Source organism: Epilithonimonas sp. 33E (genome assembly GCF_059372615.1).
Genome location: NZ_CM182009.1, coordinates 2045128 through 2062358 on the forward strand (window position 1 = coordinate 2045128; position 17231 = coordinate 2062358).

Here is a 17231-nt window from a genome sequence, read left to right on the forward strand (position 1 = left end):
AAATTGGCTATTATATTTATGGGTACTGGTGTGAAATTTTGGATTTGATTTGTAAGATTTACTTACACTTTATCCAACGGTTTTCTTTTATCCTCTTTAATCTGTTTGAAATGGCTTGGTGTTAGCCCGGTAACTTTTTTAAACTGGTTACTCAAATATGCCACGCTCGAATAATTTAGGCGGTTCGCAATCTCACTTAATGACAACTCATCATACACCAACAATTCTTTGACTTTCTCCACCTTTTGGGCGATAAAGTATTTTTCAATGGTTGTACCCTCTACCTCTGAAAACAGATTGGACAGGTAATTGTAATCGTGATGCAATTTGTCACTCAATACATCGGAAAGGTTGGTTTTTACATCACTATCCTGATGGTGTACCAGGTCAATGATAATGTTCTTTATCTTTTCTATTATCCTGCCTTTTTTATCGTCAATTACTTCAAATCCTAATGGCTCTAAAGTTTTGGACAAATTCTCTTTTTCCAGAGATGTTATTTCTTTGGAAAGAATAACTTCGCCCAGTTTTATATTTTTAGCATCTAATCCCAGTTTTTCCAATTCGTTTTGTACCACCATAATGCAACGGTCGCAAACCATATTTTTAATAAAGATTGTATTCATATTTATTTACTGACTACGTTTAGTATTTAATACATAAGCAATAAACAAATTTACAATTTAAGTTTAATTACTCTGACTTCTTGCCAAGAGGAATAAAGCCTGTGTACATATATACTTACTGTTTTTCATCTTGTTCGTCCATTTTCTTTATCAGTGCTTCACACAGCCTGTCGAGGAATTTCGTTCGGTTTATTTTGCGGGCTTTAAGTTCCATAAACGTATGGTAAAAGTCGCCTAACTCAATATTGAAGGCATCTTCAAACGTTTTGGCTATCAATTTTATTTCTGTATTCCCATTGTTAAATGCACCGTGGGAGTACAGTGCATAAATGAGTTCCGTGAGTGCAGTTTTGCTTGCTGTCCATATCAACGAATTATCTGAAACCTTTTTAACGTTGATGTTATTTAACCTGTCTTCCAAATATACCTGTATCAGGTCATTAGCAATTATCTTGGCAACCTTATAATCGTGCGAAGTAGAAAAGCGATGGTCTGCCTCAAAATAAAAAGTGTCTAACCATAGTCTTATATCGTGCTTGCCACGTACAAAAAATTGTTCGTCAAAGAAAGAATTATTGCTACGGTAATACTTATAAAAATCAAGGTTATTTTCAAAGAACCTTTTTAGCTTTTTCAGTTCTTTGACAAAATATTTCTTGGTACGCTTATTTCCATACGGTCTTCTCGTTTCGATTTTATAGATGGCATTATAATAGATGAGCTTTGAAACGATAATTGGCTTTTGATATTTAAAAAAGCGAATTTCTTCATCAACATTCTTAAATCCTCTTTTTAAAATATATTTTTTTACGTCGAATAAACATTTGATAATAAGTTGTATAACTGCTTCAATGCGTTCTATCGAACAGTCTGCTTCAATCTCAAATTCTTTGATTTCGTTTTCCAGCTTAGCCAGCGTTTCGTTATAAAATTTATCCATCCGTTATCCTAAATCTATTTTTTAAACAATAATAGAGAAGCCCAAATACTGTCATATTTGAAAGAAATTTGCATTTTCGGGTTTCTCTTTTGGAACTTTGGTTTTTGCTCGATACAGAACTAATAAGTCCATTTTTAGTGATAGGGATAGATATAATAGTGTCTAATTTTATGTATATCAAAGCAATAAGACACAGAGCTAAAAAATATCCTAAAAAGTATCATAAAGAGCGAAGGTCTTTTCTTCTTCTTCTTCTCCTTCGACAAATTGACATTTGATAACTTTTGCCTTTCTTACGAATTGTCTGTTTTATTCATCATTAGGATGTTCTAATCTTAAAATTTCATCCGCTGTATCCTTACTGCGTTTAGTATAGCTAATAAGGCAACCCCAACATCGGCAAAAACAGCTTCCCACATAGTCGCTAAGCCCCCAGCTCCCAAAACTAGTACAATAGCTTTTACTCCGAATGCTAAAGCTATATTTTGCCAAACGATTTTCTTTGTCTGCTTGCCTATATTGATTGCCATAGGTATTTTACTCGGTTTGTCGTCTTGTATTACCACATCTGCCGTTTCAATGGTCGCATCGCTTCCCAAACCGCCCATTGCAATACCCGCATCGCTCAAAGCCACAACAGGCGCATCGTTTACACCGTCGCCAACAAAAGCAACGCTTCCGCCTTTGGCTTTAATTTCTTTAACTCTGTTTACTTTATCTTCAGGCAATAAATCTCCGAAAGCATTATCTATCCCCAACTGTTCCGCTACATACTTTACAACCGTACTTTTATCTCCGCTAAGCATAGTAGCTTTAACATTGAGCTTATGCAATAGATTTATGGTTTCCTGTGCGTCTTCTTTTATGCTGTCCGCAATGGTAATGTAACCAACAAACTTTCTATCATAAGCCACTGCGATTACCGTGTAGACAATGCTGTTCGGGTCTATGTCATAAGTAATAGAAAATTTATCCATCAGCTTAAAATTCCCTACCAATAATTCTTTCCCATTTACATTAGCCTTTAGTCCGTGTCCTGCAATTTCCTCTATATTTTCTAATGGGATATTGTGGTTTACATCGCCTACATATTCTTGAATGGCAGTTGCTACGGGGTGGCTACTATGGCTTTCCAAAGCATTGACCATTTCTAAAATTTCTTTCTCATCAAATGCCTTGTCAAATACAACTTCCTGAACTTTAAATACGCCCTCCGTCATTGTACCTGTCTTATCCATTACTACATTTTGTATGCTGGCAAGAACATCCAAAAAGTTGCTTCCCTTAACCAATATTCCATTTTTACTCGCTGCCCCAATTCCGCCAAAGTAGCCTAAAGGAATACTTATTACCAATGCACAAGGGCAAGAGATAACAAGGAATACCAAAGCACGATACAACCATTGGCTGAACACATAATTTTCTACAAAGAAGTAGGGCAATGCTGTAATTAGAATAGCTAACAGTACAACTATCGGTGTGTATATTTTTGCAAACTTTCTAATGAATAATTCTGTCGGTGCTTTTTGAGCAGTAGCATTTTGCACCAATTCTAAAATTTTACTCAGCTTGCTATCAGTATATGCAGTTGTTACTTTTACTTGTACAACGGTATTTAGGTTTATCATTCCTGCTAATACCGTATCATCTTTTGCTTTGGTGTCGGGCTTGCTTTCGCCTGTTAAAGCTGCTGTGTTGAATGATGCAGTTTCGGATAATAATGTTCCGTCTAATCCTAATTTTTCGCCGGGCTTTAATTGTATGATGTCACCAATGGTTACTGTTTCCGCCTTTACTGTTTTCGGTTGATTTTCTTTTAGAATAGTTACTTCATCGGGGCGTTGGTCAAGCAAGCTCTTGATATTTGCTTTCGCTCTTTTAACTGCTAATGACTGAAAGACTTCGCCAACAGCATAAAACAGCATTACAGCGACACCCTCTGGGTATTCACCAATGGCAAAGGCTCCAATAGTGGCAATACTCATTAGCAAAAATTCTGAAAAAACATCGCCTTTGCTAATACTTTCAAAAGCTTCTTTAATTACAGGAAATCCGACTGGTGCATACGCTATTATATACCAAACAGTTCTTACCCAACCTTGAAACCATTCAGGTTTCAAGGCATTGTCTAAGTAAATAGCAATTAGCAATAGTACCAAAGAAATAATTCCTGGTAAAAACATTTTTATAACGCTATTTTTATCAACAGCTTCACTTCGTTCATTACTCTTTTGATTGACTTTTTTATCCGTTGAGCAACAAACATTATCAGTACTCTGCCCTGTATTTGTTTGGGCATCGTTTTTGCTTTCCTCCGTGCAGCAGAGTTGCTTGCCGTGTGCATCATAAATATGCTTGTGATTTTTGTTCGTATTTATCATCGCTTTTGTTTTTATTGTTTAATCTTCGTCTTCGCCAGTATTAGATAATTTAGCATTTACAAAAAATGCTCCTCTTACCACAATTTTTGCATTTGCAGGAATTTGATTTACAAAAGTTATTGCGGTATAGCCCATATCAGATACTCCTTTCAAAACTTCAACTTTTTCAAAATTCATATTGGCTTTATCTTCCTTGCGTTCATTTTCTTCTCCACCCTTATTTTCTTCTTCTTTATGTTCCTCAACTTTTTTATCGGTTTGAATGAAAACATAATATTTCCCATCGGCATTTACAATGGCGTCATTAGGAACAGCAGATGTCGTAATATTATTTAAGCTTACAAAACCTGTAATATTCATTCCATCTATTAAGCCATTTTTATTGCCATTTACCCGACAGTGAACGGCAATGGTTTTACTCTCATTTTCAAATGACGAACCGATACTGAAAACCGTAGCATCATATACGGTTGTAGGATTATTAGTAAGTGTAAAATGAATGATTTGTCCCACTTTTATTTTCGGTAAATCCTTTTCAAAAACCTGTAAATCCAAATGCAAAGAACTGTTATCTACAATTTCTATAACTGGCGAAGAAACATCGACATAGCTTCCAATCTTGGCAAATACATTGCTAACCGTACCATTCAAAGGACTGGTTACCACCAATGCTGATTTCAGATTGTTATTTGAAACGGACCCCGGATTGATACCCATTAATTGTATCTGCTGTTGTAAAGAAGCCCTGCGAGTACGTAAACTATTTAATTCGGCTGTGGCACTTTGCAGATTTTTCTTTGCGCCTGCATTGCCTTCATTTAGCTCTTTCTGTCTTGCTAACTCTTGTTCGGCAAAAGATATTTTGCTTGCAGTACTTAGATATTCTTCCTGTAATTGTATGAACTGCGGATTGGCAATAGTGGCAATTACTTGTCCTTTTTTTACATAATCTCCGATTTGCACATTAAGCATTTTTATAACACCACCATACAAAGAAGTAGCATTACCTTTATTGTTATTGGGCACTTTAAGGTTTCCATTAGCCTTAATGGTTGCCGTTAATTCCTTTTGTTCGATAGTTCCTAATTGTATCCCAACTATTTTTATCTGTTCTTCAGAAAGTGTTGCAATAGTTGGCATTTCTTCTTCGTTGTTTGCTTCTGCTTTTTCGCCAGCTTTGGTTTCGGAAGATTTATTCTCCGCTACTTGCTTATCATTTTTACAGGCTGAAAAAGCTAATAGAACGACAATCATTGCCATTATATACCTTATTTTATTTATATTGAATTTCATTTTTATTTATTAATTAATGAATAAATATTGATTACGGATTGGTTTACTTGCTGAATACTTTTTAGGTAATTCAATTGAATATCAGTTGTGGTTTGCAATGCAAAAAGATATTCCACATAACTGATGTCGCCAGTTTTGTATCCTAATTGAGCTGCCGCTACAATCTCCTTAGCGTTAGGTAATGCTTCCTGCTGAAAATAATTGAACTGATGCATATCCTGTTGGTATTGTTGCAAGGCATTCTGCATTTGCGTTGTCAATACTTTTTGTTGCTGTTGTGCATTGGCTTCGGCTGCTTGCTTTTGGTAATCCAAAGATTTTATCCGGGCTTTAGTAACACCATAAGTTATTGGAATAGCAACACCAATATTTATAGAATTAAAACGGTTACCAGAATTGAAATATTTCTCCGCACCATTTACTGTTTGAAAGCCTATCAAAGATTGATTTGTGTAACCTATCGTAAAATCGGGTAAACCTTGCGAACGTTCTACCTTTTTGGTCTTTTCTGCAATAACTGCATCCTGATATAAGGATTGAATTGCAGGATGATTTGCTACTGCATCATTGTCCAGCAAATTACTGATTTGTAAAGGTTGAAAAATTCCATTTTCTGCAATAATAAAATCTTCTTTAGTATTCATCAATGTTTTCAGACTGGCAACTGCATTATTTAAAAACACTTCATTCTGTTTCAACAATAAATTGATTTCCCCTTTCTTAGCTTCTGCTGTACTTATATCCACTTTTTTAGTATCGCCCGTTTTGTAACGAAGCTTTGCAATGCCTATGAAATCACCATATAAGCTGTCCAATTGTTGCAATTGTTTTTGATTTTGTTGCAGGTACAGAATTTGATAATAATACGTTCGTACCTGATTTTTTAATTCTAAAACACTTAGGCTTTTCTGTATTTCTTTACCTTTTATTTCTGCATTAATCAATTGCTTTTTTGCTCCAAATAATGAAGGAAATGGAATTGTTTGAGCGACCTGAAAAGACTGGTCGAATTTGGTGCTGTTGTATTGTCCCAATTGGGCGTTAAAATCGAGTTTTGGTAATTCTCCGGCTGTTTTTTTCAAAACTTTACTCGCTTCAATTTCCAAATCTGATGCTTTAATACTTTGATTATTTTGAAGGGCAATGCTAATTGCCTCATCAACACCCGATAAATCTTTCGTTTGTGCATTTGCTGTAAAACCTACCAAGGATAGTAGCAATACAATGATAGTTGCAATGGGTTTCACTTTGAATTTTCTTTTTAAATTAATTTTTGAATTGAAAATGATGTACAATAGCGGCAGTACAAATAGGGTAAGGAACGTTGCGGTTACCAAACCACCGATAACTACGGTCGCTAAAGGTTTTTGTACTTCTGCACCTGCACTACTGCTTAATGCCATTGGTAGAAATCCTAAACTGGCTACTGTTGCAGTCATCAATACTGGACGCAGACGAATTTTAGTTCCTTCAATTACTCGTTTCAATACATCTTTTATTCCTTCTTTTTCTAATTGGTTGAAAGTTCCAATCAATACAATTCCGTTGAGAACCGCTACTCCGAATAAAGCGATAAAGCCAATGCCTGCACTGATGCTGAAAGGCATACCACGAAGCAACAAAGCCAACACGCCACCAATGGCACTCATCGGAATAGCGGTAAATATTAAGCCTGCCTGCTTGAAGGAACGGAACGTGAAATAGAGCAATACAAAAATCAATAATAAGGAAACTGGGACTGCTATCATCAATCTATTACTGGCTTCCCGCAAGTTTTCAAACTGTCCGCCATAAGTGAAATAATATCCAGGCGGTAATTTTACCTGCGCATTTAATTTTTGCTGAATTTCTTCTACCACACTTTGTACATCCCTGTCTGCAACGTTGAACCCGATTACAATTCTTCGTTTACCAGCTTCACGGCTTATCTGTGCGGGTCCTAATTTATAATCAATAGTTGCAACTTGTGACAATGGAATTTGATTACCGGTTGGTGTAGGTATCATCAGATTATTTACATCTTCAATACTACTTCGGTAAACGCTATCCAATCGTACTACCAAATCAAATCTTCTCTCATTTTCATAAACTACACCTGCGCTTTTTCCTGCAAAAGCAGTGCTTACCACATTGTTCACATCTTCGACATTAAGCCCATAATTAGCAATACGGGTTCTGTCATATTCTACATTGATTTGAGGTAAGCCGCTTACACGTTCTACCTGTGGAGTGGTAGCGCCTTTTACACTTTGTATTATTTTGCTAACTTTTTCAGCATTCAAAGCAAGTGTATCTAAGTTTTCACCAAATATTTTTACTGCTACATCTTGTTTAATACCTGTCATTAGTTCATTGAAGCGCATTTGAATAGGTTGGCTTTTTTCAACAGTTACACCAGGTATTACACTTAATTTCTCTTCTATTGCATCTCCTAATTCATCATAGGTTTTTCCTGATTTCCACTCACTTTGGGGCTTCAGAATAATCATTAAATCTGTTGCTCCTGGTGGCATAGGGTCAGTAGGTACTTCTCCAGCTCCGGTTTTACCAACGACCATTTTCACTTCATCAAATTGCCTGGCTAATCTCGATGCAAGCATCGAAGTTTCAATACTTTGTGCTAATGAAGTTTCGATTGGCATCTTAAATTCAAACGCAAATTCCCCTTCCTGTAATTGAGGTATAAATTCTCCTCCCATTCGGCTAAATAACAGTAGGGTAAAAGCAAATATGGCAATGGTAATACCCACTAACCAATATTTTATTTTAATGGCTTTTTCTAATAGTGGCTGATACCTTTTTTGTAGCCAGTTCATCATTCTATCTGAAATCGTTTCTTTGTGTGTTGGCTTTTTAGATAGGAATAAAGCACACATCATCGGGATATAGGTTAAAGATAAAATCAACGCTCCAAAGATGGCAAAACCTACCGTCTGTGCCATTGGGCGAAACATTTTTCCTTCTACGCCTACCAATGTAAGGATGGGAATATAAACAATTAATATAATGATTTCTCCAAAAGCTGCACTACTGCGAATTTTGGAAGCGGATGCAAATACTTCATTATCCATTTCCTGCTGAGTAAGCCTTTGTGTGGATTTTCGTAAACCTAAATGATGCAACGTAGCTTCTACAATAATTACCGCCCCATCCACAATTAATCCAAAATCTATTGCTCCCAAACTCATTAAATTGGCACTTACGCCAAAAATGTTCATTAAAGCCAATGCAAATAACAATGCTAAAGGAATGGCAGAAGCTACAATCAATCCGGCTCTGAAATTTCCTAAGAAAAGAACCAATACGAAGATGACAATCAAAGCTCCTTCAATAAGGTTTTTCTTAACAGTATTCATTGCCCTGTCTACCAAATCTGTACGGTCTAAATAAGGTTCTATCACAACATCTTCAGGCAAAGATTTTTGTATAGTGGGTAGTTTCTCTTTTATTTTTTCTACCACATTGTTGGCATTTTCGCCTTTCAGCATCATCACTACGCCACCTACTGCATCTACCTCTCCATTATATGTCATTGCTCCGTAGCGTACTGCATTACCAAAACGAACATCTGCCACATCTTTTATAAAAATGGGGACACTTCCGGTTTCGTTCTTTACACTGATATTTTTTACATCATCTAATGAAGTGACCAAACCGATACCTCGGATGAAATAGGCATTCGGTTTCTTATCAATGTATGCACCGCCTGTATTTTGATTATTTTTTTCTAATGCTGTGAAAATATCGGTAACACTCACACCCATTGCCTTTAAGCGGTTAGGATTTACAGCCACTTCATACTGTTTCAGCTCACCACCAAAACTATTCACTTCTGCAATACCGGGTGTACCGAAAAGCTGACGTGCAACAATCCAATCTTGCATTGTTCGCAGTTCTTTAGCATTGTATTTATTCTCGCTACCCTTCTTTGGGTGGATAATGTATTGGTACACTTCACCCAAGCCTGTACTTACTGGAGCAAGTTCTGGTGTACCAATACCGCTAGGTATATTTTCTTCGGCTTCTTTTAGTTTTTCATTGATAAGTTGCCTGGCAAAATAAATATCTACTTTGTCTTTAAATACAACCGTAATTACTGATAAACCAAATCTTGAAATACTTCGAGTTTCTTCCAAGCCTGGAATGTTGGCAATACTTTGCTCAATGGGAAAGGTTACTAATTGTTCTACTTCCTGACCAGCTAATGTTGGGCAAACTGTAATTATTTGCACCTGATTATTGGTAATATCGGGAACAGCGTCTATTGATACTCTTGTAACACTCCAAACTCCCCAAATGATGAGCAACAAGGTCATTATACCGATGACAAGCTTGTTTTTAATACTGAATTTTATGATACTGTCTAACACAATTCATTTGATTAATGATTAATAATAGTGGATATAAGTTCTTTTTTTAATACAAAAAAATGCCCTTCGCCAAGTCCGATGAATAGGGCATTAAAAAAAGTATTAAAAACAACTTGATGTTTTCATAAAAAGGTCTTGATGTTTTAGTGAAAAGGTCTTGATGTTTTTAGTAAAACATATAGACGTTTTTGAGATTTAATCAAAGTAAACAAAAACGTTCCTCAGGAAGAATCCTTGAGGAACGCAAATAAAAGAGAGAAAAATGTAACAACTATAACTCAAATTAATATTGAGATTTTTAACTCTTAATCTATCACTTCATTCTTACGTCGGTTGAAAATCCAGAAGATAATAGGGAAAATCAAAAGCGTCAAAACAGTTGCGGTAATCAATCCGCCAATGATCACTATCGCCAAAGGTTTCTGAGATTCCGACCCGATTCCTGTAGATAATGCGGCAGGAAGCAAACCAATGGATGCCATCAAAGCAGTCATTACAACCGGTCTGGTTCTTACTTTCACACCTTCCATTATGGATGAATCTAAGGACAAACCATTCTTAACGTTCTGATGAAACTCCGAAATCAAAATCACACCATTCTGGATACAAATTCCAATCAGGGCAATCATCCCGACTCCGGCAGAGATACCGAAATTCATGTGCGTGAGATGCAACGCGATGATAGCTCCAATCAACGCAAAAGGAACATTAGCCATTACAAGAAGCGAATCTTTCATATTACCAAAGAGAATGAACAACAGGAAAAAGATCCCGAGAATACTGATGGGAACTACCTGAGCCAATCGCTTCGTCGCACGCTGCTGATTTTCAAATTGTCCTGTCCACCCAATCGAATAACCGTCCGGCAATTTGATTCTAGCCACTCTCTTCTGAGCATCTGCAATAGTTCCTCCCAAATCCCGGTCACGAATCGAGAATTTAACCCCGATATAACGTTTGATATCATCTCTGTAAATGAAAGCCGCTCCGTTTTCTTTTTCGATGGTACTGATTTCCTTGAGTGGAATCTTGGCGCCATCCTGCGTCGGAACCATCAGAGAGGCAATGTCTTCTTCATTTTTTCTGTAATCTTCGGCATAACGCAATCTTATCGGAAACTTTCTTTCGCCATCAAACATTTCAGACGCTGTTTTCCCACCGAACGCCATTTCCAGAACGGCTTGGGCATCCGCTGGTAAAACGCCATAAGCTGCCATTTTGTTTCGGTCCAGCACTACACTAATTTCGGGTTGACCAATGTTTTTGATGATTCCTGGTTCTTTCACGCCATCCACATCTTTGATAGAAGCCAGAACTTCTTCCGCCAACCTGTCTAATGTATGAAGGTTATCACCATAGATTTTGATTCCGTTTTCTGCTTTGAAACCTGCAACAGCTTCCGCAACGTTGTCTGAAATCGGTTGGGAATAATTGAATGTAATTCCCTGATAATTCTTCAGCTTTTTATCAATCTCTTCCACCAGTTCATCATAAGTGATTTTTCGTTTCCATTCTTCTCTTGGTTTCAGACTTACCGCAAACTGCACGAATCCAAAACCGTTCGGGTCGGTTCCGTCATTACTTCTACCCGTCTGCGCCAGCACGCCTGTCACTTCTGAGAAGCTCATAATATCTTTTTTGAGAACATCAGCCGTTTTCAGAGACTCTTTAAGCGATGAACTCATCGGCATTTCTGCAGTAATCCAAAGCGAACCTTCATTCAATTGAGGTAAAAATTCTGTTCCCAGGAATTTGGCTGAGAACAAAGTAATCGCTAAAATAACTGTGGAAACCAGAAGGCTTATTTTTTTATTTTTAAAAGTGAATTTGAAACCTTTCATTACACTTCTATCCCAAAAATTAACGAATGGATTGTTCTTTTCTCTTACATTTTTCTTTAATAATAAATGTGACATTACAGGAACTAAAGTCAGTGTAAAAATCAATGCACCTAATAATGCAAATCCTAATGTAAATGCTAATGGCGAGAACATTTTACCTTCCACTTTTTGGAAAGAAAAAATTGGTAATAATGAAGTGATGATAATCAGTTTTGAGAAGAAAATCGCTTTTCCCAATCCGGTTCCGGTTTGTTTTATCCAACCTGCTTTTGCCATTTTGTTGAAGCGTTCCATTCCGTATTTGTGGGCTTTGTGGTCTAGCATTACAAATAACCCTTCCACCATTACGACGGCGCCGTCTATGATTATCCCGAAGTCAACCGCTCCTAGTGACAATAAGTTAGCGCTCATTCCCGCCATTCGGAGACAGAAAAATGCAAATAACAGCGATAATGGAATGATGATGGAAACAATCAAGGTAGTTCGCCAGTCTGCCATAAAAATCAGGACGATAACCGTTACGAGAATAATTCCTTCCAAAAGGTTGTGCATTACCGTTTTGGTGGTGAAATCCATCAGATTTTGGCGGTCATAGAAGGTTTTCATCTTCACATCTTTTGGAAGAATCTTGTTGTTCAGCTCATCTATTTTGGCTTTTACCGCAAGCAGAACTTCCTGCGCATTTTCGCCTTTTCGCATCACCACGATTCCTTCAACCGTATCTTTTTCATTATCCAATGATGCCTGACCAACTCTTGGTAAAGAACCTTCGTGAACATCGGCTACATATTTAACCAGGATCGGATTTCCGCCATCACTGTGAACGGTAATATTTTCTATATCCGAAATCGATTTTACTAAGCCAATTCCACGAACAACATAGGCTTGTCCACTTTTCTCTATAACGTCGCCACCGACATTCAGGTTACTGTTGGTTACGGCATCCAGAACTTCGGAAGGTGTAAGGTTATATTTGTCTAATTTTCTTGGGTCGATACTCAATTCAAATACTTTATCCTGACCTCCGAAAACGTTGATATCCGCAACACCTGGAACACTCCGGAGTGCTCTATCGACTACCCAAGTCTGCAAGGTCAATAAATCTCTGGAATCCCGGTCTTTACTTTCCAGCGTATAACGAAAAATTTCTCCGGTTGGTCCGTAAGGTGGCTGAACTTCGGGGTCGATGCCTTCAGGCAAACTTACCGTTCGCAACTGGTTATTGACCATATTCCGGGCAAAGATGTCGTCCACACCGTCTTCGAATAAAATCTTGACAATAGAAAGTCCAAACATTGTAGTACTCCGGACGCTGGTTTTCTTCTGAACCGGACTCATTGCCAACTCTATCGGTGTGGTGACGAATCGTTCAACTTCCTCAGCACTTCGCCCATTCCATTGGGTAATGATGACGATTTGGGTATTGGTAACATCGGGAAATGCTTCAATCGGCATATTTTTGAAACTGATGAATCCCGAGACCGCCAAAATCGCTACCCAAATGAATGTGAAGGCTTTGTTCTTGAGCGAGAATGCTATGATATTTTTGATGAATTTGTTCATACGTTTTATTTTATGATTGAAATTGCAATTAGTTTTAACGCAAAGTCCGCAAAGATTTTTTGACAAACTGAATGCTTTTCAAGTCCGCAAAGCCATTTCACTTAGCGAAGACTTAAAAAATGAATTGCAAATGCGTGAGGGCGGAGGGCATTGTTGGAGCTCCTCGCCGAAGGCGAGAGCGACTGCCCGTAGACCGACCCGCTTGTCCGACATAGTCGGGACAAAGGGACACGCCCAAAATTTAGTTGTTCAAAGAACGGTAAATCAATAGTTGATTATTAGTAACGATGCAGTCGCCCTCAGCAACACCTTGGGAAACGTAGGTAGTTTCGGAGTTCTGCTTCAGGATTTTGATTTCCTTGACCTTAATGTCGGTTGGTGATTTGTATACTACCACGAAATACCTGTTGTCGTCAAAAATCACAGCTTTGGAAGGAATGGCGAGTGCCGTTGTATTTTCCGCAGATGAAACCCGAATGGTCGCCTTGCTGTCCGGAATCAACAATCCTTGTGAGTTGTCCAAAACTACTCTAGCCTGCATCGCATTAGTATCCGGATCTATGATTTTGAAAATTTTATCGATCTGTCCATAAAATACCTTATCAGGATAAGATAATGTGGAAACCTGGGCTTTCATCCCGAGGTTGATTTTATCGATATCAGCCTCATTGACATTCATTATAGCCCAGACATTTTTGGTATTGGCGACATCAAAAATATTTTCGCTACGGTCACTTCTAAGTTCCATATCCTTGTTGATATCTTTGTGAACAATGTAACCGTTAATTGGTGAAATTACACTGTAAATATTCCCTTTTTTCACATTATAAACCGTACTGACATCGTTTGAACGGCGCAGTGCATCTTTGGCTTTTTTGACTTCGCTTTCTGCTTCCAGAACGTCTTTTTCTGTGTTAAGTTTGCCGGCGTACATTTCTTTTGCGACACGAAGGTTGTTTTCGGCTACTATCAAATCGGTTTTTGCGTCGCTCACATCTTTTTGAACCTCTGCCAACTCGGTACTTCTGATTGTTGCCAGAACCTGACCTTTGGTTACGTAATCGCCCAATTCTACATTCACGCTGAGAACATTACCGCCAACTAATGGAAAAATATCGATATATTTATTTTTATCTGCGGATATTTTTCCGTAAAAACTATATTCGTCCTCGATAAATTTCTTTTCAACCTTTGCAAATGTTGTGCTTTTCAACATTGTGTTACTGAGCTCAAAACCCTTCGTTACTTCCGGCTTTACTTCTTCTTGTTTGGAACAGGAAAGTAATGCTGCTGACAGGATAATTGGTATAATTATTTTTTTCATTTCAAGTTTCATTAGCATTAATAAAAGATTTTGGTTTGTACTAATAGGTTCAGCTGTTCTGCGGAAATCATAATCTGCTTTTTCATCTCATAAACCTGCAGAACGGTCTGTCTGTAGCTTTCCATAAAGTCTGTAAAGTCTATCAAACTGACATTGCCGCTTCGGAAATTTTTAAGAATACCGTTGTAAACCGTTTCCAGATTTTCCAGATCAACCGGTTTTAATTCAAAATATTGGTCATAATGATTTTTCCAAGTTTGGTAAGCTGATTCTACCTGAGTTTCTAGATTAAGTTTCTGGTATTCTGAGTTTTTTTCGTTTTGCTGAATCGCATACTTTGCTTTTTCAACATTTCCTTTGTTAACTTTCCAGAGTGGGATTGGAATTCCGATTTTCAAATTGACTTCATTATTGAAGGTTCCGGAAGCCTGGTCATATTCCGCTCCCAGATTAAGATCTGGTGTGTTGAGTGACTTTTGCCATTGTGCATAAAGCTTGCTGTTGTCGATCAATTTGAGGTTATAAAGATAATCTGCATTGTTTTGCAATGCTTTTTGTTGGAGGACTTCCAAGCCTCCGAAAGGCTGTGAAATCAGGATTTCGTTTTCTTCAGTTTTTGGTAAGTTTGGAATCACTTTTTCCTGATTGCCTGTCAGAACTTTCATATTTTGCTGCAAAGCCAGGATATTGTTATTGATTTCGATTTTATCATTATTAAGCTGAATAACGATGCTTTGAAGTCTTACATAATCTTTTAAAGAAATATTTCCTTTGTCTGTCTGGACTTTGTAAGCCATCAAAAGCTCATTCATATACTTCAACTGAGCATCAATACTGATTTGCTTTTTTTGCTCGTAAATCAGATTGTAATAAGTCTCACGAAGTTGTGAACGAAGGTCAACCAATAATTGGTTAAACTGCAATTGTGAAAGTTCTTTGTTAGACTTTGCGAATTGGATTTCGTTTTTCTTCTTTCCACCCAGATAAATCAATTGCGTGATTTCCAAACCTTTTGCCCGCCCTACATCGAAAACTCTTTTGTCTTGAGGATTGATGGCATTAACATAACCTTCTATCTGTGGAAGTTCCCAGATTTTTGCCTGCATAATTTCGGCATCGGCCATACTGATATTGTATTGTGCGGCAAGAAGCTGGAGATTATTTTTTTGAAATGCCAGTTCGCAATCCTGAAGGGACATCTGCTGCTGCCCGGAAAGACAAACAAATGCCGAAACGGATAACACCAGCGTTGTAATTTTGTTCATTCTTATCTCGTTTTGGTTTTGCAAAAATGGCTTTCCGAGATTAAAACGGACTTAAATGTGGCTTAAAAAAAGCTTAATTGTTGTTTGAGAAGAGATAATAGACGGATAGATGATAGATTTTGACAGAATAATATCTCGCAGATTTACTGATCATGCAGATGTCAATAAAATCTGCAAAATTTGCTAAATCTGTGAGAAATATTTTTTTATTTATTGAAAATCACAGTAAAAAGATTCTGGTTTTCAAAAGCTGATGTATAATCAATCTCTGCTTTGTGGTATTCTAAAATACGTTTTACGATGCGTAACCCAAGACCAGAACCTGCTTTGTTATGCGAATTGCCTCCTCTCATAAAAGCATCAAAAAGTTTTTCCCTTTCCTCAACGGGAATTGTGGAACCAAAGGAAAGGACTTTTACAATAATCCTAAAATCGGTCTCCTTGATAGAAATATCAACTTCCTGGTTATCTGAGTACAAAGCCGCATTTTTGAACAAATTAATAAATGTTATTTCCAGTAAAGACTTGACGCCTTTCACCGTTAAAATAGAATCATCAACACTCTCTTCGTCAATCTGAAAATCCATTTTGAATCCCGGGAAGTTACGATGAACAGTCTCAAATGCATCAAAAACAACTTCATCAATTCTGACTTCTTCATAAACACTTGCAATCCCTTCTTTATCAAATTTTGATAATAAAAGCAATGATTTTGTAAGATCCGACAATTGATAAACGTCCTGTAACATCTGCTGCAAAGTAGTTTTAGTTTTGGTAGAATGATTTTCCAACTGAATCAAATTTTCCAATTGGAAAGCCATTCTCGTAAGTGGTGTTCGCATCTCATGCGCCGCACTGGAATTGAAATCCTTTTGTGACTGGAAAACATCATCCAATCGGCTGGTCATCATATTAAAAGATTTTGCCAATACACCAATTTCATCATTGCTGTTTTTCAAAATAATATCAGTAGTGAGTCGATGAACGCTGGTGTCAGAAATTTGATTTTTAAGAATCTCCAAAGGCTGAAGAAATTTGGAAACCAGATAATAGCTGAAAAACCAAATTAATAAAACACTGATTATATAAGAAAAAATCAGTGTGTAGCCGAGGAATGCCAACTTGGACTCGCCGGTGACGTCCTGAGCGCTTGTTAAAATGTAGTAATTTTCGCCTTTAATATTTCGTAATGCAGCGTAAATCTCAGGTTCGGAATGTTCGTTATAAATCGTTTTTTCTTTGTCGAGACTATCGAGCAAATGTTTGTCCCAAGTTACTTTTTTGTCTTTTAAAGTACTGTAAACCAATTCTTTTTCAGCATTCAGTATGATAATATTCTCATTAAGAAGGACATTATCAGAGTTTTCGTCAAAAAACAAAGGTGCTTCTCTTTCAAAATCATTGGCTTTCTCAATAAAATTAACTGTAAAAACCAAACGCTTCTGAAATCTAAGCTTAAACTCATCCCGTCTAAAATCATTGAATGATACGTAAATCACAAACATCATTATCCCGAAAATCAAGGAAAATGCAATGCTTAAGCTAAGTGCGATTTTACGTTTTAATGACATTATTTAATGATAAATGATGAGTGATAAATTATAATTGATTTCGATAAAACTCTCAAA

Annotated in this window: 9 protein-coding genes; all 9 read right to left on the reverse strand. The window is 37.1% G+C overall.

The genetic code is table 11. The features are described 5' to 3' along the window. Positions 1-62: 62 nt before the first annotated feature. On the reverse strand, positions 63-626 hold the full coding sequence (locus AC5P2S_RS09425; protein WP_024566623.1) for a helix-turn-helix domain-containing protein: 564 nt from the start codon (positions 624-626) through the stop codon (positions 63-65). 115 nt (positions 627-741) lie between these two features. Beyond that, complete coding sequence (locus AC5P2S_RS09430) at positions 742-1566, reverse strand: RteC domain-containing protein (protein WP_002981101.1); 825 nt, start codon at positions 1564-1566, stop codon at positions 742-744. A 335-nt stretch (positions 1567-1901) separates the two neighbouring features. After that, positions 1902-3947: a heavy metal translocating P-type ATPase gene (locus AC5P2S_RS09435; protein ID WP_113664207.1), complete on the reverse strand. Its 2046-nt coding sequence runs from the start codon at positions 3945-3947 to the stop codon at positions 1902-1904. An 18-nt stretch (positions 3948-3965) separates the two neighbouring features. After that, positions 3966-5240 carry an efflux RND transporter periplasmic adaptor subunit gene (locus AC5P2S_RS09440; RefSeq protein WP_494554745.1) on the reverse strand — a complete coding sequence of 425 codons (1275 nt, stop codon included), beginning with the start codon at positions 5238-5240 and terminating at the stop codon, positions 3966-3968. Between the two features lie 2 nt (positions 5241-5242). Continuing rightward, positions 5243-9610 (reverse strand): CusA/CzcA family heavy metal efflux RND transporter, encoded by a 4368-nt coding sequence (locus AC5P2S_RS09445; protein ID WP_494554746.1) that lies wholly within the window; start codon positions 9608-9610, stop codon positions 5243-5245. A gap of 305 nt (positions 9611-9915) precedes the next feature. After that, complete coding sequence (locus AC5P2S_RS09450; protein WP_494554747.1) at positions 9916-13014, reverse strand: efflux RND transporter permease subunit; 3099 nt, start codon at positions 13012-13014, stop codon at positions 9916-9918. A gap of 241 nt (positions 13015-13255) precedes the next feature. Then, the gene (locus AC5P2S_RS09455; protein WP_494554748.1) at positions 13256-14338 is read right to left on the reverse strand and encodes an efflux RND transporter periplasmic adaptor subunit; all 1083 of its coding nucleotides are present in this window, start codon (positions 14336-14338) and stop codon (positions 13256-13258) included. Between the two features lie 17 nt (positions 14339-14355). After that, the gene (locus tag AC5P2S_RS09460) at positions 14356-15603 is read right to left on the reverse strand and encodes a TolC family protein (RefSeq protein ID WP_494554749.1); all 1248 of its coding nucleotides are present in this window, start codon (positions 15601-15603) and stop codon (positions 14356-14358) included. A 206-nt stretch (positions 15604-15809) separates the two neighbouring features. Continuing rightward, positions 15810-17174 carry an ATP-binding protein gene (locus AC5P2S_RS09465; protein ID WP_283415500.1) on the reverse strand — a complete coding sequence of 455 codons (1365 nt, stop codon included), beginning with the start codon at positions 17172-17174 and terminating at the stop codon, positions 15810-15812. Positions 17175-17231 lie beyond the last annotated feature (57 nt).